The sequence below is a fragment of the Vibrio sp. Sgm 5 genome (genome assembly GCF_026241575.1).
GTDB classification, from domain to species: Bacteria; Pseudomonadota; Gammaproteobacteria; order Enterobacterales; family Vibrionaceae; genus Vibrio; species Vibrio jasicida.
Window position 1 is genome coordinate 100,340 of the sequence record NZ_JAPHPY010000007.1, and the last position, 23,578, is coordinate 123,917.

Below are 23,578 nucleotides of genomic sequence, written 5' to 3' on the forward strand. Positions count from 1 at the left end.
ATTGCTTAGAGCGAAGAATGAGCGAGTAGGGAATCTCTCACCTCCAATTGCTCAGACAAACGAGCCGTTAGCCCGCAAAGAACTCACGACGAAAATCCGCCACCTCTTGTTGGTAATAACGCTGCCATTCCGAGTCCGATAAACCTGTATGGCTGGTCGATCTTTGCGTTGCTAGTTTGGATTCAAGCTGTTGCAACTCACTCTGATAATCGCGCACTTGCTGCTGTTGCTCGGCGACTTGTTGTTCGCGAGCGCGTATCTCTTTGCTCTCTTGCTCAGAAAGGTAAGTTTGTTGAAGCTCCTCAATCAAAGCCTTACGTTCTGTTTGGCTGACGCTATCCGGAATTAACGCCACCGCACGTTCGTACTTTGCTTGCTCGCTGGCTAATCCCAACGTTTCTTCATTGCCTTGCCACTCTTGAACTAAATCCTCAAAGGCTTGAACGTAGTCTTGAGCGGGAGTCGAATTCAACTGCTCTGCCTGCAAACTAAAATCGTAAAGGGCAAATTCATCAGCAAAAATGACTTCGGCCAGCTCACCCCATACCTTTCTTGCTTCCGCTTTGAGAAGAGCAACACGAGAGGCGAGCGGTTGCTGCTCATCAAACAACAAATCACCCACACTTTGCTGCCATAAACTATTGATCTGATGGTAGTTCGCCAGTAAAGCAAAGCGCTCACCCGACATATAACTTTCCAGTTCGGCCAGCTTAGATTCGCAGTTATGGTCAGACATACACGTATGCCAGAATGTCTCTATTTCGGCTTTTAATGCGCGACCTTTGGCGTCATTCAAACGTCCAGCAATGGCTTTAATTGGAGAGGGGGTATCTTTGGCTTTGGGTACGACTTTTTTACTGACAGTTTGATTTACTGATGAAGAAGAATGACCACTGGTACCTTGTTCAGCACGGCCTTCAATCACAGCAGAAAACGGCAACAAGCTTTCACTCTTATCGCCCGCTATTGAGAACCAAATCGTGCCCGCCACAACGGCGGACACAGTAATTAACGCAACACGCTTCATGGCTTGATCACAGCGCTAACAGGGAAGTGATCCGACAGATTGAAGTGTTTCCACAAACTCTCTGCGGTAGAGCGCGGAACGTCGACACGGTTATCGTTAAACGACTTCACGCCATACTCATTACTCACCATCACGTAGTCGAGGTACTCAACATTCTCACCACCAGATAAAGCCTCTCCGGCAAAATTGTTAATGCGAGGGTCGAAGGTGGAGGCCGTATAACCTGAGTACTGCGGCTCGATTGCACTTAAGTTCGCAATCATCTGTTGATAGTCATCAGGGAACTTCAACTTATTCACATTGAAGTCGCCACTGTAAACCACAGTTTCACTCGTTGGGATATTCAAAGACTGAGCCATCGAACGCATCTGTTTAAATTGGCGTTGGCGATAGTCTCGTGCCGTGTCCGTATCAAAAGAGGCGGTATGCGTGGCAAACACATGGTAAGCCTGACCACCTTTGACTATCTCCGCATAATTCACGCCCTTGTCGGCAAAACAGTCGGTGCCGGTGCAATCAGGGAACACATATTGCGCCTGATTCACGATAGGGTAGCGGCTCACGATGATCACACCGCCGTCGTAAATGTTGAAACCCTCTTTATCCAGCATTTTAGTCTGGTAAGGATATTCTTTTGCAAGTTCTCGTAAGAACGCATCACGACCATTGGCAAACACCTCTTGTAGTGCCAGTACGTCGTAACCTTTGACGTAATCAGGAATTAGCGCGTAACGATCGCCAATATGTGAAGCAATCGCAGGCAGAGCCCAGATGTTATAAGTCATCAGCTTCAGGTTTTGCTCATTATTATCCGTTGCTTCATCTACCTTGCTAGGGGTGATGGTGTAGTGCAAATCGTCGTACCGGGCTGTCTTGCTCGATTTGAATGCGAGCTCTGTATTGCGAATACCAAAAGATCCCGTATAAGAACGGTGGACGTTACGGTCATCTTTCAATGCTAAACCGACATCAGCAGCCGACAGGCCATATTCCATTGTCGAGTTATACCAATGGCCCTCCACCACTTGGTTGAGTGTGACACTCTCACCTTGTGGGTTAGACACCACGGTTTCAAAGCGATAGTTCTGGCCAGTTTTCACGCCTTCCCAGCGATTAAAGCTCAGTATCGATTTGGTTTCCCAAGGACCAAGTAATTGCACATGTTGCTGCCATTCTTCACCGTATTCCAGTAAATCGCTGCCTTCATGTTTTACCTGAATGGTTAACGGTTGGTCTGAGTTATTCGTAAGGTATACATCTGTGTCTGCCAAGCTCGGTAATGTGAGTAAGCCACTTAGCCCAACAATCCATTGTGTCAATTTCATCTGTCTGTCCATAAGTCGAATTAGAGTGATTATTCTTATTGATAATTATGACTAGCACGTTAAATATGGATGACAGAAAACCGCACGTCGGACTTTGATAATAAGTTGTGATCTTTGTTTGGATTTGGAAAGGAACAAAAGGCTTACAACGTGTAAGCCTTTCGTGAGTTTAGATAAGATCGTATTTGGATGGTTCAGGGAATAGTAAGCTAAGGTTTTTCTTATCCATTTTGAAAAGTGGGCCTTTTTCACTGACGCGGCCAGTTTTCCCGCTTCTCTTAATCAAATGGTCCATTGTGATTACACCTGCTTCTATTAAGGGAAGTAGTTGGCTAACAATTGGTGCTTTTGTGTGTGTAACGCTAAGTAACTGAAATTGCTCAACACCTTCTACCATCTCGCTCTTGGCTTCCACCCAGAATGTTTCTGCGTGCTTTTCTTTCAGCCGATTCCTAAGCAAATCACCAGGCCAGACAGCGACCAACTCACTCTTATTTGACCATTCTTCCAACTGATCTTTTGATTGGTTATAGATAAAGCTTAGCCCTTGTGAGTTTTCCTTTTGAGTGCTCACAGTACAATAGAGCTTAAAGTCTTCCTCTCTTTGATATCCATACTTATTGAGAATTTCGGCACTTTTCTTACAAGGACTGAGTGACCAATCAGCGACTTGAGCAAATAGTGTTGTTCTATTAGTTGAGCCTCGACCGGACTTTAGTTCTATGCCTTTGTAATCAGGCTTTTTGCTAGAGTTAGCTTCTATACCAAGCTTGGTCTCAAGCGTATAGCCGATAGCTGTATCCCCCTTTCTAAGAGCAGAGAATTGAGAAGCTGCTAAGGCTCTGAGCTTATCAAGAAGCTCAATGACAACTTCATTGCTCTCTTTCACTTGAAGCGTTAGGACTTTACCTATTTCTGAACTTTCTCGTTTTAATTGTTCTTCTAGACAAACATCAGACAAATTAAATAGAAGAGCTCGTTGCTCGTCGATAACAATTGCAATTTGATCTCCGGCGTTTGCGAATTTTGTTAACCCGCGGAACCACATCCTTGGATCGCCTTGTTTTGTCATCGGTCGATAAAGGCTGACTTTTGAATTAACTTGAGAAAACTCACTAACAAGAATTGCCTCTTTGACTACCTTGTAATCAGGCCCTTGCTTTTGCTCCCAATAAAAATGGAAATTCTCAAGTTCAAAGTGAGATCGAACTGTTTGCGTAGCATCGAGAATTGATTTCTTTAACCCCGTTATTGTGGGCTCAAAAATAGAAAATTCTAAGCCGAGTCGAGTTAAAACTTTTTTATTCTCGTTTACCTTTTTTTTGTGTGACTGCTCTAACTCGGTTGACCGCTCTTTCTCCAGAACGGCGAAGTCTTTTTCACTCATCGAAACATCGTCATATTCAACAAATGTTGTTGATGGAGTAGGTGTAGGAATTGACGTTTGTTCTTGTTCTATCAAGAACTTGTTCAGGTCACTCCAAGATTGAAATTCGTACTCATGACTCAGCTTATTTAGCGCCTCTGAGTGAGAGATGTTTTGTGCTTTCTTAAGGGCTTTCGCTCTTTGTTTTAATCTGGAGATCGTAGGTAGAGATTTTTTGTCTTTTGACATGGTTTGATTGCCTTTTGGCGCTACGTAATATTGAAGTAACTGGGAGCGCGTTGGCGCTTTTTTCAAAGGTTCCCCTAAACCTGAAGGGCCAAAAGGTGGTGATACGTAGCATGACTCACAACCTTTTTAGCTTTCTATGTGCGTAAAGTTGTGGTGCTTGTGATAACCAGATCTGCAAACACCGACATCCGCCGATAGATTTACAGAGCTGACCAAGAGGGGTCTTTATGTGAGGTGAGGCTGCTCTAATAAGCCTTTGATAACAGCATATTACAATAAAAGTGAGAATCAACGAAAGGCTTAGGCAAAATTAAGCCTGGACATTCTGTCTAGCTTTGCTTAGAATCCCCAGCATTCGTTTTTTATTGATGGGTTTTTTCGTGAATCATATTGAGTTGTTTGCTGGGTGTGGGGGGTTGTCTCTAGGCCTAGATCAAGCCGGGTTTGAATTGGTTTTAGCTAATGAGTTGTCTCCGATGGCGGCAGAAACATTTGCATATAATTTCTTTAATGAAGATTTGCACGAGCTAGCAAATCAAGAAAAAATGCCGTCTCACACCTTTTGGTTGAATAGCAAATACAACGAATTAAAGCCTCGTTTACGTGAAAACCCTTTTGAGTTTCCTCCTTATGGTGAAGAGGGAACTACAGATTTGGGCGCAAAAAACTTGCCGCTAGATGGCAAGCTGGTTGTTGGAAGCATTGTCGAGCTAAACCGCTTACTAGAGAGTAATGATAACTTCACTAAAATGTTGCAGACTGCTTTTGGTCGTAGTGGCGGATTAGATTTAGTTTCAGGAGGTCCCCCTTGCCAAAGCTTTAGTATGGCAGGTAAGCGAGAAAAGGATAATGACAAGAATACGCTTCCTTGGGAGTTTGCTAAATTTGTAAAATTAACAAAACCCAAGATTGCATTGCTTGAAAACGTCACAGGTATATTGCGACCATTTAAGGACTCTGAAGGGCAACAGTTTCATGCTTGGTATGAGGTTGCAAAGGTTTTTGCATCAATTGGTTATGTTCCACTGTGTTTGCACGTGAATGCCCGATTGGCTGGAGTTGCTCAAAATCGACCTCGCTTTATTCTTATCGCAGTACATTTAGAGCACTTTGAGAGTATTAAAACGTCTCTTGATAGTGTTTCTCTATCTTTGTTTGAGCAACCTTTAGCGTTTTATAATGAAGTTCGAGGTCTAGAAGAGGCTGAACTGAGTAAGATGCCGTTTGGTCGACTAGATTATGTTGATGCTACAAAAACTAGCGGAATGACCTTTTTCAAAAATAGTTTCCTACAATCGTTGGTTGATTGTGAAAAGGAAGTATCAGTAAAAGAAGCCTTAGACGATCTAAAAATCAACGATCCTTCTGAGCCATCTGAATTTGTTAATGTACTAAATGCAACATTTAAGACTCTTAAGAAGCACCCTAAAGGTCTAAATCATGCGCTAAGAAATAACAGTCCGTTGGTGCAGCGTCGCTTTCGACTTTATCAAGTGTTGCAGCAAGTTGATGACCGCTCAGTTACTAAAAGTGTGTTTGCTGTTCTAAAAGGTGAGACTGATTCATTGACTATGACTTCATGGGAAGCGTTAAAGCCTTTTGAATATCTTCATGAAAATGGCGAGTTGTATCAGTTTGATACCAAAGAGCAGTTTGAGCTGTACCTGAAAGCTCACCCTACTAAAAAACAAACTCAAAAGGCCTTAGTGTCAGATAGTCCAGCCCCAGCGGCATTGTCTATACCTGATGATGCATGCCATTACGATAAGAAAGAACTTAGAGTTTTGACTGTCAGAGAAATGGCTCGTATACAATCTTTCCCTGATAACTTTGTTTTCAGATCAAAGATTACAACTGGGGGACAGATGAGAAAATTCGAAGTGCCACAGTATACTCAGGTTGGTAATGCAGTACCTCCAATACTAGGCCTAAAGCTGGGTCTATGTATCTCCAAGCTTTTAAGTTAACAGAATAAGCCGACTTTATTGTTAATGCCGATCGTTTTAAATAATTGAACGATCCTGAGCAGGGTTCATAATCGGTCTCAACATAGTTGAGGCCGATTTTTTTATGTCTGAGTTTTCTAAAGAGTTACAGATTACCGCTGAGTTTTGCCAAGAACATCATCTCAATGCTTTTGCTAAACATATTCCTTTAGAGTGGGTTGAAGAAGCGGTTAAACAAACTGGCAGAGCTTCTGTTCGTAAACGAAGGTTTCCTGCCGAGCAAGCTGTCTGGTTAGTATTAGGTATTGGGCTACTGAGAAACCGCTCGATTCAAAACGTGTGTGATAGGTTGGAGCTAGCGTTCCCTGATTCAAAAGGAGAATTACCACCACTAGCAACCAGTAGCATCATTAAAGGAAAAGAAAAGCTGGGCTTTGAGCCAATGCGTTACCTGTTCAAAATGACCGCAGCCCAATGGGAGCAACAAAGTGAGTTTGAACAATGTTGTGGATTGAAGCTATTGAGTGTTGACGGTACTTACTTCAAGACGCACGATACAGAAAGTAATCAGACCTTTGGTTATGCCCAAAAATCCGCTACGTTCCCTTCCGTTCTTGCGGTCACTTTGATGTCCACAAAGACCCATTTAATCGCTGATGCCGCTTTTGGTCCTGTCACGGAGAGTGAGATCTCATATGCACAAAAACTTGTAGGCTCTGCACCTGAAAACTCTTTAACTCTCTTTGACCGTGGATTTATGTCTGCTGAGCTGTTTCTAAGCTGGCAAGGTAGTGGCAAAAACACGCATTGGCTTACCCCAATTAAATCGAAATTCAGATATGAGCTCCTCGACTCGTACAGTGACTATGACCATCTCATTGAAATGCCAGTATCTCCTCAAGCTCAAAAACAGTACCCTCATTTAGGCGAAAAGTGGACAGCTCGTTTAGTTTTAATACCGTCACCTAAAGGTGAGATAAAAGGGTTTATTACTTCTTGCTTATGTCCTGATGCATACGCATTGAAAGAATTAGTTGAAGTATATTGGCAGCGTTGGGAAATAGAGCGCAGCTATGGCGAACTTAAGCAATATCAACTAGCGAACAAGCCTCTACTGAGAAGCCTAAAGAGTGAAGGAGTATACCAAGAGCTATGGGGCATACTGATATCGTACAATATTGTTCGATTAGAAATGGCAGGTATGGCAAAACAGCACGAAGTAGAGCCATTACGAATTAGCTTCGTCAACGCACTATGCTTAATACAAGAAGAGTTCATCTGGTCAGATGGAAGGACTCCAGGAGGCATCCCTAAGGCGCTGAAAGAGTTGAGGGACAATGGTAAACGGCTAATACTTCCTAAAAAGAGAAAAAGAAAGCCTTACCCCAGAGCAGTGTTAAAAAAAGCGCAGAAATACCCCTCACGTTCTAGAGATAAAAATGCCACTCGCTCTTAAGCGAGTGGCATTAACTTTATTGTCGGCTTTTTTAATTGTATTTCAATCCGCAGTGTTATGCTTTTGGAGAGATAATCTGGCAATGGGTTTCTATTGGGGAGAAATAAGAAAAAATGTAACACCAGTGGTAGCATTCTTCTTAATAGAAAGAGTTTCTAATATTCGTAGCTCAGTATTGGTGGATAAGATAATTGCAACCGCTTTAGCTCATAAAGGTATAAGCAAATAAAATTATTTAATAGGTGGAAGATATGGAAATCACATGCCATTGCGCGAACATCGTTGTTCAAGCTGATGTACCGAAAGAGATAGCATCATGTAATTGCTCTATCTGCCGTCGGTATGCAGCTTATTGGGCTTACTACTCACCAGAGCAAGTATCAGTTCGCTATTTAAAAGAGCCTTCTGTCTTTTATATTTGGGGTGATAAAGAAGTCGAGTTTCATCGCTGCAATCTGTGTGGGTGTTTGACACACTACGTAACGACAGAGAAATGCGACGCTGATATCGTCGCCATCAATATGAGGATGGCAGAAGAGGAAGTCTTGAAAGATATCCCGCTGAGACGCATTGATGGTAAGCGCTACTAACCTAAAAGCCAGACACATGTCTGGCTTTTCTCTTTCTAGTTAACTGACTTTATCTTTGATATTTCAATCAGTTGTGTAACGTTTTCGGAGAGAGATAATCTGCAAATCTGGTAATTGGTTTATAAATTAGAGTATAAATTCTATTTCCTGAACTGGCTTCATAAATTTTATGCAACTCAGTTCTCCGTATTGATTGTAAGGAATATAACAGCGCCCTCAAATATATAACTAATCAATGAGTGTCGTTATGTCTCATACCCGTCTATTCCCACGTCATCGCTTGACGCTAGCTTGCATGCTTGCCAGTGTTTCCAGTTTCTCATTCGCACAAGAGCAGTGCGATATTCCTGATCTTCAAAAAGCGTCTGATCTTGCCTTGGCCGTTTCTGAAGCGAGTCATCATTGCTATGGTGCTTGGTTCTCTGCACCTGCTGATTCGCTGAACGATATCTACAGTGAAGCGAGCTTAAGCCGTATTCAAATCGCGTTAAACCAAGCCATTGCAAGTTACCGTGGTGAGGCGGAGCAAGCGCGCAAACTAGAGAACCTTGGTGAGTTTGTGCGTGCGGCTTATTACGTTCGCTATAACGCGCAACAGCCGGATTTCTCTGAGATATTAGGCCAACGTTTTGCTCAGTCGATTAATGCGTTCTTAGCGAATCCACACGCGCTAGACCAAGGACGCGAGCAAGTAGGAGCGATGAAAAGCCTGACGTTGATGGTCGACAATGTGAAGCAACTTTCTCTAACGATGGAAGCACAACTTGCGGCATTGCGTCACTTCAATCGCGAAACGGCACAAGATACACAGTGGGTCGATGGGTTGAACAACCTTTTCCGTGCAATGGCTGGCCATGCTTCGCGAGATGATTTTTACCAATACATGGCAAGCCATACGCAACACATTGATACGTTAGCGGCGTTTGCTCGTGATAATGCTTGGGCATTGGATACGGATGCGAGCTTCTTGGTTTACAACGCCGTTCGCGAAACCGGACGTTTATTAGCCAGCCCAAACCAAGCAACCAAAGAGAAAGCGCTGCGTGTGATGCAAGAAGTGATGGAGCAAAACCCACTTGGTAGTGAACACGATAAGCTTTGGTTAGCCGCAGTAGAGATGATGAGCTACTTCGCGCCAGAGGGTTTAAATGGTCTGGATTTAGATCAAGCGAAGCGTGATTTAGCGGCTCGCGTGCTACCTAATCGTCATGAGTGTGATGGTCCGGCCATCATCCGTTCCCAAGATTTAACCCAAGCCCAATCTATTGAAGCTTGTGAGGTTTTAGCCGCAAAAGAGGCCGATTTCCACCAGGTGGCAAATACAGGGCATCAACCTGTTGCGGACGACGACAACGAACGAGTAGAAGTCGCAGTGTTTGCGAACAACGGCAGCTACGTGGATTACTCGTCTTTCTTGTTTGGTAATACAACGGATAACGGCGGTCAGTACCTTGAGGGTAATCCAGCACAAGTTGGCAACGTGGCTCGCTTTGTCGCTTACCGCTATGACAATGGTGAGGCGCTTTCTATTCTCAACCTAGAGCATGAATACACTCATTACCTAGATGCGCGATTCAACCAATATGGCTCATTCAGCGATAACTTGGCACATGGTTACATTGTTTGGTGGCTTGAGGGCTTTGCTGAGTACATGCATTACAAGCAAGGTTACGACGCGGCGATTGGGCTGATTGCTGACGGCAAGATGAGCCTATCGGACGTGTTGGCGACCACTTACTCTCACGATACCAATCGAGTTTATCGTTGGGGCTACTTAGCAGTTCGCTTTATGTTGGAAGAGCATCCGCAAGAGGTAGATAGCTTACTAGCGCTTTCTCGTTCTGGTCAGTTTGCTGAGTGGGCAAAGCAGGTTCAATTATTGGGTGAGCAATACAATGGCGAGTTTGATCGTTGGTTAGATTCAGTCTCTAGTGAATCTCAGCAGCCTGATCCTAACCCAGACCCAAATCCGGGTGAGCCGACAGAGCCTTCTGATCAAGTAACGCAACTCGCAGCAAATCAGAGTGTGGTGCTCAGTGGCGCAGCATACAGCGAGCAATTGTTCTATGTGGATGTGCCAGAGAACACTACTCACTTTGACGTGGCGATTCATGGCAAAAGCCAAGGTGATGCCGATTTGTACATGAGCTTTGAGAAAGAAGCTCATTACTATGACTATGAGTTCAGCCAGTATGGCGATGGCAGTAACGAGTTAGTGACGTTTAAGCCGGAGCAATCGGGTTACATTAAGCCGGGTCGTTACTACATCAGCATCGCGGGCCGTTCTGATTTTAATGACGTGACGTTACAGGCGTCATTAGTGACAGAAACCCCAACGCCGCCAGCACAAGAGCAAGATGACTTAACTCCAGTGGTATTGGAATCTGGCCAAGCGCAAACCTTAACGGTGCACCAACAGCGTTACGCAGCGGTTTATGTTCCGCAAGGCGTACAAGAGGTGCGAGTGTGGCTAACCGACAAAAACGGTAATGCAGACAATGGCAACGTTGACCTGTATGCGAGTAAAGCTTATTGGCCAACAGTAGGACAACACGAATACGCATCAAACTACTGGGGCAGTAATGAATACCTGCAAATCCCAGTGACAGAAGAAGGCTATGTCCATTTCTCTTTGAATGCTAATCAGCAAGGGGATGAGGTCGAGATGTTGGTGTACTTCTACTAATTCGCAGCATCGAAATCAAACCCTCATAAAACCAAAGCCGGACATCAGAGTCCGGCTTTTTGCTGTGTTATTCGTTACGCAACCTTTTCTAGGTTTCGGCTTGGGGTTTGGCTTTCTTCTTCATTTTTAGTGTTGAGTACACCGAGAAGATCGCTAGCAACACGAAGGCCAGTGCGATTGGTCGCTCATATAAGAATGACCACGAGTTGTCGTACATGAGTAAGGCTTTGCGTAAGTTGGTTTCTGCCATAGGCCCTAGAATGATGGCCAACAGTATTGGTGAGGATGGAATGTCCATCTTGCCGAGGGCGAAGCCCAGTAAACCAAACGCGATAGCGATGCCGACATCAAACATAGAGTTGTTAATCGCATAAGCACCAACCACTGACAGGAAGATGATGATTGGAATCATCAGTATTTTCGGAACTTCGATGATGCGACAGAAGAAACGAATACCAAGTAAGCCAACCAGCAGCATGACGATATTAGCGACCAACATCGAACTAAAGACGCCATAAACAACCTCGGGACTTTGGCTAAACAAGAGAGGCCCAGGCGTTAAACCCTGCACAATCAGTGCGCCCAACAAGACTGCTGCAACGGCATCACCCGGAACACCCAGTGTGAGCAAAGGGACTAATGAGCCACCGGTTACGCCGTTGTTACCGGATTCAGCTGCGGCCAACCCATGAAGTGACCCCTTACCAAACTCCTCCGGTTTTTTCGCTGAACGTTTGGCTTCGTTGTAGCAAACAAAAGCCGAGACATCCGCACCCGCACCGGGTACAGAGCCAATCGCAGTACCAATCAGGCCGCTTTTAGTGGCTGTAGGCAGGATTGTCTTGAGGTCTTTTTTGCTTAGAATTTTACGATCAAACGTTGGTACTTCTGCATGCTTCTCATTGATGATCTTCTCGATCTGATTGATGGCTTCTGACAAGGCAAACAAGCCAATAAGCACCGGAATAACATTGATGCCGCTATAAAGATCCATCATTCCAAACGTGAAGCGCGGAACACTACTGATAGGGTCAAGACCAACCGTAGACACCAATAAACCAATGCTACCAGCCAACAAGCCTTTCAAAATGTTTTGAGAAGAAACGCTAACAATAATGGTTAGGCCAAACAGAGCGAGCGCAAAGTACTCGGGTGCGTTGAAGCGTAGTGCAAAGTTTGCCAAAAGCGGGGAGATGGCAATTAAGACAATCGTACTCAGTAGTCCGCCGACAAACGAGGCAACCGCAGAAATACTGAGCGCACGAGCGGCTTGTCCTTTTGCTGCTAAGGTGTGTCCATCGAGTACCGTTGCGGCTGAAGCCGGTGTACCCGGTGTCTTCAATAGAATGGCGGCAATGGAGCCTCCGTAAATACCACCAATATAGACGCCAATAAGCATCACCAGTGCTGGTGTGGAATCCATACCAAAGGTAAAGGGCAATAGAATCGCCACGCCCATTGTAGCCGTCAATCCGGGTAGTGCGCCCAAGATGATCCCACCGACAACACCGAAAATTAAGATGGGTAATACTTCTGGGCTAAATGCGGTTAGTAGGCCATTGAGTAAGTGTTCAAACATAGCCTCTCCTTAATAGTACAAGCCTTGAGGTAGAGCGATGTAAAACACCTCTCCAAATAGGTAATACACCCCAAATACAAAACACCAAGCGATAAGGTAATACAGCGGCTTTGTGACTTTGAAAAAGACCAAGTAAGCGGTGAACGCGATTAAGCTTGCAATCAAATAACCGACGATATGAATCAGCAGCGCATAAGCCACGAGAAAGCCGATTCCAAATATCGCCATTTTTGAAAATATAGGAACGGCAGGCGGTTGAATGGATGCTTTTAGCTTTCGTTGGACGATAAGAGCGATGCAAATGACGATTTGTGCAATTGCGATAGCACTAGGGAAGAATTGGGCGTTAACGCTGGCGTCTTGGTAGTGCGGTTCATCGAATTGGCTGATGAGCACAAGTACGATGCTGCTAATGACGATCATCAAAAGCGGGAAAAAGATCTCTCTATCCAGTTTTGATGACGGTTGGTTTTGAATGGGTTCTGTGGGCTGTGAGCCGCTTTGTTGTAGGCTGTTTTGACTCATGCTGATTCTCCTCAACACGAAGAGCACCGGGGTGATGCTCTTCGCTTAAAACATCACTTACTGAATTAGTTTTGCGAGTGCTTTGCTGTCTTCATCAACAAACCTGGTAAACGCTTCTGCATCCATGTTATGAATCGACATTGCGCCTTTTTCCATAAACTCTTTGAACTCTGCCGATGCCATCGCTTCATCAAAGGCTTTACCTAGCGTTTCAATAACTTCATCTGGCGTGTTTTTTGGTGCGCCAATACCGCGCCATGTACCAGTAACAACATCAACACCTTGCTCTTTCAAGGTTGGAACATCGGCGATGTATTCAATGCGTTCGTCTGACATGACGCCCAATGCTTTCAATTGACCTGAACGCAACTGAGCAATGGCTTCTCCTGGCGTTACCATGGTGACGTCTGTGTGTTTACCAAGTACCGCGGGAATCGCTTCCGATGCACCGTTGTATGGAATGGCGTTAAGTTTGATTCCTTGGTTCTGCTCTAATGCCATCAGGTAGAAGTTCGGAGCTGCAGTCGAGGCAAACTTTACTTTACCTTCGCCTTTTTTGGCTTCGGCGATAAGGTCATTGATGGTGTTGAAAGGGCTGTCTTTATGAACCAAAACCACGGCAGGATCGAGGTTAACCATTCGAATTAGTTTAAAGTCACTCGCATCATGTCGCATTAAACCCATTTGAGGGAGAGAAGCGATTTCACGAGTGACAACCGTAAGCGTGTACCCATCTGGACGCTGCTGCGCACCAAAGCTCATGCCCACCGCGCCAGCCCCACCAGTGCGGTTCATTACGGCGATGTTTTGTCCTAGTACATCTTTTGCGGAGTTAGCCAGAGTTCGACCGACGGCGTCAGTACCACCGCCTGCACCAAACGGAACAATAAGACGGATGTTTTTCGTTGGATAATCCGCGGCAATAGCCGTTGCAGAGACCATGATGCCAGCGGCGACAAGTAGAGATTTAAGAAGCTTGTTCATAATAATCGACCTTTTGTTTCCGTTAGTTTTTGTATGCTTGTGTAGGGTGGTTTGTTTTATTGTTTTGATATTCGCTCATGCAGAGCTGCTCAAACGCGACGGCGATCCAGCCGCTTATGAGCATGTCATACCATTGCTCGACACCACTGCACGCAACGACGACGTCGCCATGTACAAATGAGCCGAAGAACAGCAAATCGTTTTCTTGTAGAGAAGAGGTTTGGGTGGTTTGGTTATGAATATTAGGGCGGCCGTTGCGCCATGCTTGTTGTGCTTTGTTTCTTGCGAACTCATCAAATGGAATGGTCCATTCTTGTGGTTGTCCCAGAGATGTTTCATAGAGAACGGCATCAGTAAAAGACGCTTCCCACGGTTTTACTCTAGGATCCATCACCACGATATGGAGCTCTTTTCGATTGGTTCGTTCGAATAATCGTTCTATGGATGGCTTGACTAACTCGACAGCATCCATGGCAATTTCAACATGACTTTTCATCATTGATTCCTTTTGATGTTCTTACCTGAACTTGCAAAAGAAATGATATTGTATGACAAGTGAGTGCGAAACGTACGAAACGATTAAATGATGGTCAGATCACTTGTGAATCAAGAGAATAGTGCGAGGGATCTAACTTTAATAAGGATATTGGTCATAAAAGTGAGGGCTGAATCAAGTTTTATAACTAAGACAATAAAGTGGTATTCATCACGATACATTTTACGTATAAACCGTTTTTTATTGTTGTTAATGCCATCACTAAGATGGAAAGTAGCGGAAGGGAGTTAACCTTCCGCTTGGCTTTATAGATCTAAGGGAACTCGTATCCTTCATGGCTGTTGGTGAGGTAGTAGAACGTTGCTTGTACGTAGTCTGTAGGGTCACCAGAGTTGTTTTGGTTGTAAACCCCTGCCTTGAAGTACATGTACTGACCGCCAACATCGTAGCCACTCGTGCTCATGTCGACAGTTTCCGTCACGTCTTCATGATCATCTCGCTGAATTGTCACGATCAACTGGTTACCTTGAACTTCAATGCGATAGAAGAAGAGTTCATTAAGGGCGATACCATCAGAAGGTTCAGAGGCATCATCTGCAGAGCTGCCGATTAGGTTGATGAACTGCTCATCGTCTGGAGAAGCGTCTGCGTTAGGTTCATGTGCAAAGTACAATGAACCTTTGCTGTGACCGGGGTAGTAAGCGATAGTAAAGTCGAATTGGCTCGTCATTATTGGCGTGGATCTGACCAACAATCACTCGGCCGATTTGGTTGCTATCGCCGGTTGTTGTCACCGCGTTGACCGCGAGAGTTGCTTCTAATACACCGTCAACGCCGCCTGATGCATCTTGGTCATCTGCTGGAGCGCTTGCAAATACCCAGTTATTCTTGGTAATACCTGTGGTGGAAATACTGGTATCGCCTCGGCGTAACATTTCGCGCATTTCAGAACGCGTGTATTTGGTATTACTTGATGTCGTTGCTCCTTCAACTGGAGAGATAAATACGAGGCCACCGTCGTCTCCCGTATAGAAGAATTCTGTGTTTTCGTAACCACTTGATAACTCATCTTCTTTTACTTCTTGTGCATCGCCAGAGGCGTTACCGTTATCGTCAACAGGTAAATCCAGTTTCCAATCAAGTAGATCAAAGTTATCGGAAGGTGGCACTGATGGGTCAAGGTCAAACATAGGTAAAGAAGTCATCGGTGGATCAATGATGTCTGATGAGTTGAGTGCGAACAGGTCAACACGTCCTTCGGCACTATTGTATTCACCAAATATGGTGATCTCGGTTGAATCCTGCGAGTTAAAGATGACGGTTGTTTTCGCCCAATCGCTATTGGATGCAGATTGGCTATAGGTACTTCCACCAACGTCTACGCCAATGTTTGCATCACCCCGCACATAAGCACTGAGTGTATATTCGGTGTTGGCGACAACGGAAACGGTTTGCTCAAGTCGAGCTCCATCACCTTCGAATTTTGCTGATTTTACACCATCGTAAGCAACGCCAGATTCGGCGGTTGGGTCGAATTCCGTCCAGCCAGAAAAGCTCTCTTCAAAACTTGGGTTTATTAAATTCACTTGAGCGCTGTGCGAGGCAAATGTTGTTAGTAACAACGCACTACCGACAATATTCGTGAGTGTGATCTTCATATTGTTCTCCATGGTTAACGTCATTCTTCGTGACATACAAAGAAAGTAATATTGCTTGTATTTAAATAACACAAATATGCGTGGTGTTGACTATGTTAAGTATGAAGTGGAGGGGAAAAACACAAATATTGAAATTGAAATGGACGAAAAAGTGACCACTGCCAGTTGTTGACAATGTAACCAACTTTCTATGCTGCTCGAACTATGATTTTGCTTCTGAAATTGAATGTTTGAATAGTATGGCGGTGATTGATTGGAGTGAGAAAACAACCTATATAATATGATTTATGTGATCGAGAGCGAATTTGTACTCAATAGTAAAATTGGCAAAAAGGCGAAAAGTTTTTTATTAGGAAGATGTGAATGTGTGTCTTTATACTTCAGAGCGGTAAATTGTTTAAGCAGGTGAGTATCTTTTTGTCGTAAGTTCGTTTCATGTTTTGCTAATAAATGACTTTAGGCTGCAATAACATTGTCATGTTTGGTCTATAAGTTGTGCGACTTGAAAGCCCAACAGCATGGCGGGCAACGCAAACTTTTAGATTGGAACCCCATGACACGAGCAGTAAATCAAACCGATGAAGCCATCATCAAATTGTTGCAGAGCCAAGGCCTTATTAAAAGCGAAGCTGAAGCGCGATTAAAGAAAGACGTGTACCGTTTACACCCGAGTGAAATCGAAAAAGTGAAAAATTACGCTCAACACTTTGGCATTAGTGCGAAAGAGAAATTGATTGATGAGATTTTAGATCTTCGACGTGAAGCGTTAATCAAGAAAATCTCCCGCCAAGAGACTGCTTTTTTTAAGTAAAGCGCCTTCAAACTATCAAAGACATTTGATCGCCCCTTAGTGTGTAAAAGTAAGTAAATAAGAGACATAAAGTGGGTGACTGGTTTGACACATATGGAAATGCGTTTTAGTTTTCGAACCAATCAATCTTTGTCATGAATGAGTATAGATAGCGGGATATGGATTCAATCACACAAGCTGCACTAGGAGCGACCGTCGCTGGCGCAATCGCAGGTAAACGCTGTAACGCGAAGGTGCTACTAATGGGGGCTGCCCTCGGAACCTTGCCAGATCTGGATGTGATTCTGGACTATGGCGATGCCGTGCAAAACACAATTAAGCATCGTGGTTTTAGTCACTCTTTACTTGTTTTGCCTCCTTTCGCTTTGCTGATTTCTTGGCTCTATTGCCGCTGGCGACCAGATACGTTTTGGACACTTTCTCGAGTGTTCTTTTTAACCGTGAGCGTGTTTGTTACCCACACTTTGCTGGATGCTATGACAACGTATGGCACGCAGTTGATTTGGCCATTTGAGGGCTATTTTGAGCTGCGGAACGTGTTCATTATCGATCCGCTTTACACGCTGCCTTTATTGCTTGCGATTGGTGTGGCTATGTTTTCCAAAACTCGCGGCGGACGCTGGTGTCAGAGCGTGGTGTTGATTTCGACGCTTTATCTTGGTTGGGGTTACGCATCGCAGCAAATGATCGCGTCTCGCGTGGAACAAAACTTGAGTGCGCAGAACTTACCTAATCAACAAGTACTGATCACCCCAACACCGTTCAATACCGTTTTGTGGCGCGTCGTCGTAATGGATGACGGCCAATACTATGAAGGTTTGGCGTCAGTCCTCGATGGTAGTGACCACATTGATTTTGTCTCGCACCCGCTTGGGAGTTGGCCATTGGAAGACAAGCCAGACACATTGAAAGGGCTTAAGGCTTTCTCTCACGATTACCTAAACTACCGTATTGAAGACGATGCGTTGATTGTGACTGACTTACGTTTGGGTATGTCCAACAACTTATCGTTCGAGTTTATCTTTGCTGAGAAGGGGAAAGATGGACAATGGCAGTTATTGGAATCGACGGAGCGTTACCCAAGTGAACGTAGTTTGGATTTACTTGGCCAGCTTTGGGAAAGGCTGAAAGGTGACCAGAGTATTGATGCAAATTTACAACGTATTGAGTTGAGTGCGCGTTCTTAGTTTGCGTGTATGAGATCCCCAACTCGCACGAGCCTCGCTCTTGAGGATGAAGATACGAGATACTGGATTAGATACAGAAAAGCCGGACGTGATGTCCGGCTTTTTGCTATTTAACGTTAGGCTGCAGCCTATGCCGTTAACACTGGAACGCCACTGTGGAATTTGAAATCTTCATCTGGTGTTGAAATCAGTGCTGCTTCGATGCGACCAAATTCCGCCACACGCTCGCTGATGTCTTTACCCGCTATTTGCTCTGCCAGAATCAAGTAATCTTGATAGTGACGCGCTTCTGAGCGCAATAGAGAAACATAGAACTTCGCGATATCGTTATCCATGTGCGGAGCCAGTTTGGCGAAACGTTCACACGAGCGAGCTTCGATGTAGGCACCGATGATGAGCTTATCAATCAACGTTTCTGGCTCGTATGTCTTCATGTGGGAAATCAGCGTTTTGGCATAGCGGCTTGCTGGAATGTTTTTGTATTCCACACCACGGCTTTCCATGATTTCTAAAACTTGGTAGAAGTGGTGTAACTCTTCTTTGATCAACAGCACCATCTTATCAATAAGATCTTGGCTGTATGGTGAATCCGACTTGGCAATGATCGTTTTGGAAATGTTGCTCTTACCTTTTAAAGTCTCGAGTGAGCCAGTTTTGCGGTAAGCGAAGTCCTCATAAGGTTTAAACCAATCAAGTAGGGCAAGTGAGCTTGCGTCGTCTACTGCGTATTTACGGATTAAAAGCATAGCAGACTGACCTGCTTTGAGTTCACACAGTAGGTGATCTACTAAAATCGTTGGCAGGTTTTCCGGTTTCTTTGCTTCCTCAACCCATTCATCTGGGGTGCTGCATTGCAAGAATTGGTTAATGGGAGCAAGAAGGTCCTGATAGGCGTCGAGATTAATCATTTTAGTTCTTAGTACGTTGTATTCTATTTTGGTGTAACCATCGGCATCTTGAGCAAATACAAGATACAAAAAAGGCCGCAAACGCAGCCTTTAATCGAGTAGTGCGAAAAGCTTGTGGAGAGTTTACCACTTTTTCTTTTCACCGAAGAGCGCATCCATATCACTGTCGCGTTCTTTATCGGCAAGCTGCTGCATTTCTGCTTCATTCTTGTCTTGGCGTTTCTTGTCTAGGTCACCAAGCATTTCTTCCAGCTTTTGTTTTGCTTGAATCGAGTACGCATCGTTCTTTGTACTTAGGGCATCAATGCCTTTACGAAGCAGTTGCAATGCAGTGCCAGGTTGGCCACGAGCAATAGAATCGTTCGCTCGCTTGATAACGTTTTCGATGTTAATACGAATCTGCATAGTTTCCAGACGCGCGTTCTCTGTTACGTAAGTTTGCGTATCTAAACGGCCTTTGTTGTGCTCATTACGAACTGCATCACGAAGACGTTTGACGAGCTTTAACATTACAATGGCTTGTTTATCGCTGCTCGGCATTTTGAATGTGGTGCTTTCACCGTTTGCGCTGCTCTCATTCAATTGAGAAATTTGCTGCTTCATGTTTTCGATGCGCTGAACAAGCTGCTTGTTCTTTGGATCAAGGTCGCGCATGCTTTCGAGTGCATCAAGAATACGGTTGTTAAGACACAGCAGTAAGTCCTTGCTGAAAGGAATATGATGAGCGTGCCCGATGAGCTCTTCAGTACCGTCAATCAGCGCCACATAGCGAGCAGACTCCTGTCTTTTCGCGGTCTCTACTTTTACCTTGTACTGCAACATGATGTTATAGCCAAGGATCAATACCAGTAGGATGGCAACCAAAGCGATTATTAAAGTCAAATTCATATCTTTGCTTCTACTACTTGTTACTTTTCTGTGTCCAGCGTTCAAGAATACATGAATCTTATCTTTCTCGGCACCCTATTTATCTGATTATTTTGCTCCAAACACGTTTTCCTGTGGAAATCAGCAGGGAATGCGGTGAGCTCCTGAAAAAACCTATTTTTAATGATTCAACCCCTTGCATATTGGCAGCATTGAACGACCTTGCTATGAGCTTCGGGTATAAGTTAGAAATTACTGTTCATTTAGTTGCTAACACGTTATAACTAAACATTATATCGTGTGCATTCATATGCTCGGGAGGGCGGCCACGATGGGTATGACGTTATTATCTCGATAAATGAGTAAGGGATTACGATGAAGCTGCAACAACTGAAGTACATTGTTGAGGTTGTGAACCATAATCTGAATGTTTCTGCGACGGCAGAGAGCCTATACACATCCCAACCGGGTATCAGTAAACAGGTACGTTTGCTGGAAGATGAATTGGGTATTCAGATCTTCGAACGAAGTGGTAAACACTTAACGCAGGTGACCCCCGCTGGTGAAGAAATCGTGCGAATTTCTCAAGAGATCCTCGCTCGCGTTGAAAGCATTAAAGCGGTCGCAGGGGAGCACACCCACCCTGAAATGGGTACGCTGAACATTTCTACTACACATACCCAAGCACGTTATGCGTTGCCTGATGTGATTAAAGGCTTTACAGCGCGTTACCCGAAAGTGTCACTTCACATGCACCAAGGCACACCATCCCAAATGTCTGAGGCTATCGCGAAAGGCACGGCGAATTTTGCGATTGCAACGGAAGCGCTTCACCTTTATCAAGATGCGATCATGCTGCCTTGTTACCACTGGAATCGCTCTATCGTGGTACCAAAAGACCATCCACTAGCGAAGAAAGATAAAGTAACGATCCACGATTTGGCGGCGTATCCGCTGGTGACTTACGTGTTTGGCTTTACGGGTCGCTCGGAGCTTGATACCGCATTCAACCGAGAAGGTCTAACACCACGAGTAGTATTTACCGCTACGGACGCAGATGTCATTAAGACTTACGTTCGTATGGGGGTTGGTGTTGGTGTGATTGCGAGCATGGCAGTCGATCACGACCAAGATGGCGATTTGGTGGCGATTGATGCGAGCCACTTGTTTGGTGCGAGTACGACCAGCATTGGCTTCCGTCGTGGTACCTTCCTTCGCTCTTACATGTTCGACTTTATGGAGCGTTTTGCACCGCATTTAACTCGTCCGGTTGTAGAGCAAGCGATCTCGCTTAAATCAAACACCGAAATTGAAGAGATGTTTAAAGACATCGAGCTTCCGGTCAGATAACACTTCATTGATGTTTCGATTCCCTCTACAATGCGCTCGTTGTAGGGGGAGCTATGAAAACGCAATTTCAATTTATTAATGACTGCTTAATCGAAAACCAATCTTTGTGGCGATTCGAGCCGTTTAAAAGCAGCATTCACGCATCATTACCTTGGCAAGAGCAACACCCTCAGTTGTGTCAATGGTTAGCGTCTCTTACTCCTTCTCAGATCGAAGAATACAAATCAGAACCTGAGCTTTTATTTAAGGCGATCGGAACTTGTTTACCTGATCTTGAACCGCTCGCCGCTCTTACTCGCTTAGAAACACTTTCATTAAATGGATTGGAGCTTGCTCGCGGTTTAGACAGTGGTATTCCTGGCCGCAAGTTAGAGCAAATAAGTTCGATGGGCGAAGCGGCTATTCAACATCATCACGGCAAAGAATGGTTAGAGTGGTGTTCAGGAAAAGGCTATTTAGGGCGAATTCTTACCACACAAACGAACCAGCCAGTGACGAGCTTCGAATTCCAACAAGCGCTGTGTGATTCAGGGCAACAAGCGGCGAATGAACATCGTTGGAACATGACGTTTATTCAAGGTGACGCGTTTGATTCTGCGGCAAAAGCCGTGTTCAAGCCGACACAACATGCGGTGGCGTTACACGCATGTGGTGATCTCCATGTTCGATTAATGCAGTACGGCAGCGAAAACGGCATCGCTGCGATGACAATCTCGCCTTGCTGTTACCATTTGATTCAGTCTGAGCAATATCAGCCAATGTCGGAGCAGGGCAGAGCTTCTTCTCTTTCTTTGTCTAAGCAAGAGCTTCGTATTCCTTTACAACAGACTGTGACTGGAGGTGAGCGTGTCCGCCGTCATCGTCAGCAAGAAATGGTGTTTCGCTTAGGGTTTGATTTGATCACGCGACAAGCGTTAGGGTTGACCGAATATCAACCAGTGCCGAGTATTCGTAAGTCGCAATTAAGTGATGGTTTTGAATCTTTGTGCCATTGGGCCGCAGAGCGAAAGGATATCGAGTTGACTCAAGATATTGACTTCTCGAAGTTTGAAAACTTGGCTGAGCAGCGTTTTTGGCAGATGGAGCGTTTGAGTTTGGTTCAGTTGGTATTTCAACGACCATTGGAGATTTGGCTTGCTTTAGACAAAGCACTTTATCTTGAAGAACGTGGTTATCGTGTTAGATTGGCAGAATTTTGCGCTAAATCAGTTACACCTCGAAACATTTTAATTTGCGCTTATAAGTTTTAGATCTTTTTTATAATTAAATGCTCTATACAAAAAAGCCCACTTCTCCGTGGGCTTTTGTAAACAAAACGTGACAATTTGTGCGTTATTTTGTCATTAGTTGAACATTGCGATAGCTTTCTCTGGTTCAACGTATTCTAGGTCAAAGCTCTCAGCAACCTCTTTACAAGTCACTTTACCGTGGATAACGTTCAGGCCTTCTAGGAAACCGTTATCTGCTAGAAGCGCTTCACGGTAGCCTTTATTCGCGAGTTTTACGATGTAAGGCAGTGTTGCGTTGTTCAGTGCAAATGTTGATGTGCGAGCAACGGCACCCGGCATGTTAGCTACACAGTAGTGAACAACTTCGTCAACGATGTAAGTTGGCTCTGCGTGTGTCGTTGCGTGAGAAGTTTCAAAACAGCCACCTTGGTCGATTGCTACGTCAACGACCGCTGCGCCTGGCTTCATCTTAGCGATGTGCTCTTTTGTTACTAGTTTAGGAGCGGCAGCACCAGGGATTAGAACTGCACCAATCACTAGGTCAGCTTCTAGAACATGCTTCTCAATCGCGTCTTCTGTAGAATAAACCACTTTCGCGCGGCCTTGGAATTCTTCGTCTAGTTTACGCAGTGTATCTACGTTGCGGTCTAGGATTGTTACGTCAGCACGAAGACCAACAGCCATACGAGCTGCGTTCGCACCAACGACACCACCGCCAACAACAACGACTTTCGCAGGCTCAACACCAGGTACACCACCTAGTAGTAAACCACGGCCACCGTGTGATTTTTCCAGCGTTTGTGCACCAGCTTGGATAGACATCCGACCTGCTACTTCTGACATTGGTGCTAACAGTGGCAAACGACCCATATTATCTGTTACAGTCTCATACGCTATACAGACAGCTTTGCTCTTGATTAGCTCATCAGTTTGTGGAAAATCTGGTGCTAGGTGTAAATAAGTAAATAAAATCTGCCCTTCGCGGAGCATTGCTCTCTCGACGGCTTGTGGTTCTTTTACTTTTACAATCATGTCTGCTTTCGCAAAGACGTCTGCAGCAGTAGGAAGAATGGATGCGCCTACAGCGATGTAATCATCGTCTGAAAAACCAATGCCGGCACCTGCATTGGTCTCAACTAAAACTTGGTGACCATGTGAGATAAGTTCTCTCACGCTAGCTGGGATCATTCCCACACGGTATTCGTGGTTTTTGATTTCCTTAGGTACGCCAATGATCATCCTGTGTCCTCTTTCTAAAATGGTTGTATTAACTGTTTGTAGGGTGTTATTGTCGAATTAATATCTAGTATAGATGTTGATTTGTAATATTTGGCACCAA

General features: G+C 44.7%; 21 protein-coding genes. 9 read left to right on the forward strand and 12 right to left on the reverse strand.

Features of this window, described 5'->3' with window-relative positions; all coding sequences use genetic code 11:
- Positions 1-67: 67 nt before the first annotated feature.
- The 3 genes from OQJ86_RS06005 to OQJ86_RS06015 all read right to left on the reverse strand — a co-directional run bounded on the left by OQJ86_RS06005 (position 68) and on the right by OQJ86_RS06015 (position 3,967).
- Positions 68-1,027 carry a chromosome partitioning protein ParA gene (locus tag OQJ86_RS06005; protein WP_265987173.1) on the reverse strand — a complete coding sequence of 320 codons (960 nt, stop codon included), beginning with the start codon at positions 1,025-1,027 and terminating at the stop codon, positions 68-70.
- Positions 1,024-2,352, reverse strand: coding sequence for a sphingomyelin phosphodiesterase (locus OQJ86_RS06010; RefSeq protein WP_265987174.1), 1,329 nt, complete (start codon positions 2,350-2,352; stop codon positions 1,024-1,026). The genes OQJ86_RS06005 and OQJ86_RS06010 overlap by 4 nt, the downstream gene beginning before the upstream one ends.
- A gap of 169 nt (positions 2,353-2,521) precedes the next feature.
- Positions 2,522-3,967 carry an MvaI/BcnI family restriction endonuclease gene (locus tag OQJ86_RS06015; protein ID WP_042601885.1) on the reverse strand — a complete coding sequence of 482 codons (1,446 nt, stop codon included), beginning with the start codon at positions 3,965-3,967 and terminating at the stop codon, positions 2,522-2,524.
- 380 nt (positions 3,968-4,347) lie between these two features.
- Between OQJ86_RS06015 and OQJ86_RS06020 the strand changes: the two genes are divergently transcribed.
- The 5 genes from OQJ86_RS06020 (at position 4,348) to OQJ86_RS06040 (ending at position 10,645) form a co-directional block, all read left to right on the forward strand.
- Positions 4,348-5,934 carry a DNA cytosine methyltransferase gene (locus tag OQJ86_RS06020; RefSeq protein ID WP_039975167.1) on the forward strand — a complete coding sequence of 529 codons (1,587 nt, stop codon included), beginning with the start codon at positions 4,348-4,350 and terminating at the stop codon, positions 5,932-5,934.
- A 103-nt stretch (positions 5,935-6,037) separates the two neighbouring features.
- Positions 6,038-7,369 (forward strand): IS4 family transposase, encoded by a 1,332-nt coding sequence (locus OQJ86_RS06025; RefSeq protein ID WP_102386841.1) that lies wholly within the window; start codon positions 6,038-6,040, stop codon positions 7,367-7,369.
- Positions 7,353-7,598: a hypothetical protein gene (locus tag OQJ86_RS06030; protein ID WP_265987176.1), complete on the forward strand. Its 246-nt coding sequence runs from the start codon at positions 7,353-7,355 to the stop codon at positions 7,596-7,598. The genes OQJ86_RS06025 and OQJ86_RS06030 overlap by 17 nt, the downstream gene beginning before the upstream one ends.
- 22 nt (positions 7,599-7,620) lie before the next feature.
- Positions 7,621-7,959 (forward strand): aldehyde-activating protein, encoded by a 339-nt coding sequence (locus OQJ86_RS06035; RefSeq protein ID WP_038867025.1) that lies wholly within the window; start codon positions 7,621-7,623, stop codon positions 7,957-7,959.
- Positions 7,960-8,206: 247 nt separating this feature from the next.
- Positions 8,207-10,645: a M9 family metallopeptidase gene (locus OQJ86_RS06040; RefSeq protein ID WP_265987177.1), complete on the forward strand. Its 2,439-nt coding sequence runs from the start codon at positions 8,207-8,209 to the stop codon at positions 10,643-10,645.
- Between the two features lie 88 nt (positions 10,646-10,733).
- On the opposite strand, the gene OQJ86_RS06045 is transcribed toward OQJ86_RS06040, so the two are convergent.
- The 6 genes from OQJ86_RS06045 to OQJ86_RS06070 form a co-directional block, all read right to left on the reverse strand.
- Positions 10,734-12,224, reverse strand: a complete 1,491-nt coding sequence (locus OQJ86_RS06045; protein WP_039975086.1) for a tripartite tricarboxylate transporter permease — start codon at positions 12,222-12,224, stop codon at positions 10,734-10,736.
- Positions 12,225-12,233: 9 nt separating this feature from the next.
- On the reverse strand, positions 12,234-12,647 hold the full coding sequence (locus tag OQJ86_RS06050; RefSeq protein ID WP_063345768.1) for a tripartite tricarboxylate transporter TctB family protein: 414 nt from the start codon (positions 12,645-12,647) through the stop codon (positions 12,234-12,236).
- Between the two features lie 159 nt (positions 12,648-12,806).
- Positions 12,807-13,733: a tripartite tricarboxylate transporter substrate binding protein gene (locus OQJ86_RS06055; RefSeq protein WP_265987180.1), complete on the reverse strand. Its 927-nt coding sequence runs from the start codon at positions 13,731-13,733 to the stop codon at positions 12,807-12,809.
- 22 nt (positions 13,734-13,755) lie between these two features.
- Positions 13,756-14,229: a hypothetical protein gene (locus OQJ86_RS06060; protein WP_038867033.1), complete on the reverse strand. Its 474-nt coding sequence runs from the start codon at positions 14,227-14,229 to the stop codon at positions 13,756-13,758.
- Positions 14,230-14,542: 313 nt separating this feature from the next.
- The gene (locus OQJ86_RS06065; protein WP_265987183.1) at positions 14,543-14,902 is read right to left on the reverse strand and encodes a polysaccharide lyase family 7 protein; all 360 of its coding nucleotides are present in this window, start codon (positions 14,900-14,902) and stop codon (positions 14,543-14,545) included.
- Positions 14,886-15,887, reverse strand: a complete 1,002-nt coding sequence (locus tag OQJ86_RS06070) for a polysaccharide lyase family 7 protein (protein WP_265987185.1) — start codon at positions 15,885-15,887, stop codon at positions 14,886-14,888. Before OQJ86_RS06070 ends, OQJ86_RS06065 begins: the two co-directional genes overlap by 17 nt.
- 553 nt (positions 15,888-16,440) lie before the next feature.
- Here OQJ86_RS06070 and OQJ86_RS06075 point away from each other — a divergent pair.
- Together OQJ86_RS06075 and OQJ86_RS06080 are read left to right on the forward strand one after the other, a co-directional pair.
- Positions 16,441-16,698 carry a hypothetical protein gene (locus OQJ86_RS06075; RefSeq protein ID WP_038867037.1) on the forward strand — a complete coding sequence of 86 codons (258 nt, stop codon included), beginning with the start codon at positions 16,441-16,443 and terminating at the stop codon, positions 16,696-16,698.
- A 158-nt stretch (positions 16,699-16,856) separates the two neighbouring features.
- A complete protein-coding gene (locus tag OQJ86_RS06080; RefSeq protein ID WP_061034918.1) occupies positions 16,857-17,885 on the forward strand; it encodes a metal-dependent hydrolase in 1,029 nt (342 codons plus the stop codon).
- A gap of 128 nt (positions 17,886-18,013) precedes the next feature.
- Here the strand turns inward: OQJ86_RS06080 and miaE are convergent, their stop codons facing one another.
- Both miaE and OQJ86_RS06090 read right to left on the reverse strand, forming a co-directional pair.
- Entirely contained in the window at positions 18,014-18,793 is a 780-nt protein-coding gene (gene miaE, locus OQJ86_RS06085; protein WP_265987186.1) for a tRNA isopentenyl-2-thiomethyl-A-37 hydroxylase MiaE, read from the reverse strand.
- Positions 18,794-18,916: 123 nt separating this feature from the next.
- Entirely contained in the window at positions 18,917-19,681 is a 765-nt protein-coding gene (locus tag OQJ86_RS06090; RefSeq protein WP_038867041.1) for a hypothetical protein, read from the reverse strand.
- Positions 19,682-20,035: 354 nt separating this feature from the next.
- On the opposite strand from OQJ86_RS06090, the gene cysB reads away from it, so the two are divergent.
- Positions 20,036-21,010, forward strand: a complete 975-nt coding sequence (cysB, locus tag OQJ86_RS06095) for an HTH-type transcriptional regulator CysB (protein WP_038867045.1) — start codon at positions 20,036-20,038, stop codon at positions 21,008-21,010.
- A gap of 53 nt (positions 21,011-21,063) precedes the next feature.
- Entirely contained in the window at positions 21,064-22,260 is a 1,197-nt protein-coding gene (locus OQJ86_RS06100) for a methyltransferase (protein ID WP_104046420.1), read from the forward strand.
- A gap of 93 nt (positions 22,261-22,353) precedes the next feature.
- On the opposite strand, the gene ald is transcribed toward OQJ86_RS06100, so the two are convergent.
- A complete protein-coding gene (ald, locus tag OQJ86_RS06105) occupies positions 22,354-23,478 on the reverse strand; it encodes an alanine dehydrogenase (RefSeq protein ID WP_038881470.1) in 1,125 nt (374 codons plus the stop codon).
- Positions 23,479-23,578: the final 100 nt, after the last annotated feature.

Bases quoted from the DNA above. Each gene is read 5' to 3' on its own strand.
- OQJ86_RS06070 (WP_265987185.1), bottom strand. From the start codon at position 15,887: ATGAAGATCACACTCACGAATATTGTCGGTAGTGCGTTGTTACTAACA.
- OQJ86_RS06050 (WP_063345768.1), bottom strand. From the start codon at position 12,647: ATGATCGTCATTAGCAGCATCGTACTTGTGCTCATCAGCCAATTCGAT.
- OQJ86_RS06015 (WP_042601885.1), bottom strand. From the start codon at position 3,967: ATGTCAAAAGACAAAAAATCTCTACCTACGATCTCCAGATTAAAACAA.
- OQJ86_RS06055 (WP_265987180.1), bottom strand. From the start codon at position 13,733: ATGAACAAGCTTCTTAAATCTCTACTTGTCGCCGCTGGCATCATGGTC.
- OQJ86_RS06035 (WP_038867025.1), top strand. From the start codon at position 7,621: ATGGAAATCACATGCCATTGCGCGAACATCGTTGTTCAAGCTGATGTA.
- OQJ86_RS06100 (WP_104046420.1), top strand. From the start codon at position 21,064: ATGAAAACGCAATTTCAATTTATTAATGACTGCTTAATCGAAAACCAA.
- OQJ86_RS06045 (WP_039975086.1), bottom strand. From the start codon at position 12,224: ATGTTTGAACACTTACTCAATGGCCTACTAACCGCATTTAGCCCAGAA.
- OQJ86_RS06075 (WP_038867037.1), top strand. From the start codon at position 16,441: ATGACACGAGCAGTAAATCAAACCGATGAAGCCATCATCAAATTGTTG.
- OQJ86_RS06080 (WP_061034918.1), top strand. From the start codon at position 16,857: ATGGATTCAATCACACAAGCTGCACTAGGAGCGACCGTCGCTGGCGCA.
- OQJ86_RS06090 (WP_038867041.1), bottom strand. From the start codon at position 19,681: ATGAATTTGACTTTAATAATCGCTTTGGTTGCCATCCTACTGGTATTG.
- cysB (WP_038867045.1), top strand. From the start codon at position 20,036: ATGAAGCTGCAACAACTGAAGTACATTGTTGAGGTTGTGAACCATAAT.
- OQJ86_RS06010 (WP_265987174.1), bottom strand. From the start codon at position 2,352: ATGAAATTGACACAATGGATTGTTGGGCTAAGTGGCTTACTCACATTA.
- OQJ86_RS06030 (WP_265987176.1), top strand. From the start codon at position 7,353: ATGCCACTCGCTCTTAAGCGAGTGGCATTAACTTTATTGTCGGCTTTT.
- miaE (WP_265987186.1), bottom strand. From the start codon at position 18,793: ATGATTAATCTCGACGCCTATCAGGACCTTCTTGCTCCCATTAACCAA.
- OQJ86_RS06005 (WP_265987173.1), bottom strand. From the start codon at position 1,027: ATGAAGCGTGTTGCGTTAATTACTGTGTCCGCCGTTGTGGCGGGCACG.
- OQJ86_RS06060 (WP_038867033.1), bottom strand. From the start codon at position 14,229: ATGAAAAGTCATGTTGAAATTGCCATGGATGCTGTCGAGTTAGTCAAG.
- OQJ86_RS06025 (WP_102386841.1), top strand. From the start codon at position 6,038: ATGTCTGAGTTTTCTAAAGAGTTACAGATTACCGCTGAGTTTTGCCAA.
- OQJ86_RS06040 (WP_265987177.1), top strand. From the start codon at position 8,207: ATGTCTCATACCCGTCTATTCCCACGTCATCGCTTGACGCTAGCTTGC.
- ald (WP_038881470.1), bottom strand. From the start codon at position 23,478: ATGATCATTGGCGTACCTAAGGAAATCAAAAACCACGAATACCGTGTG.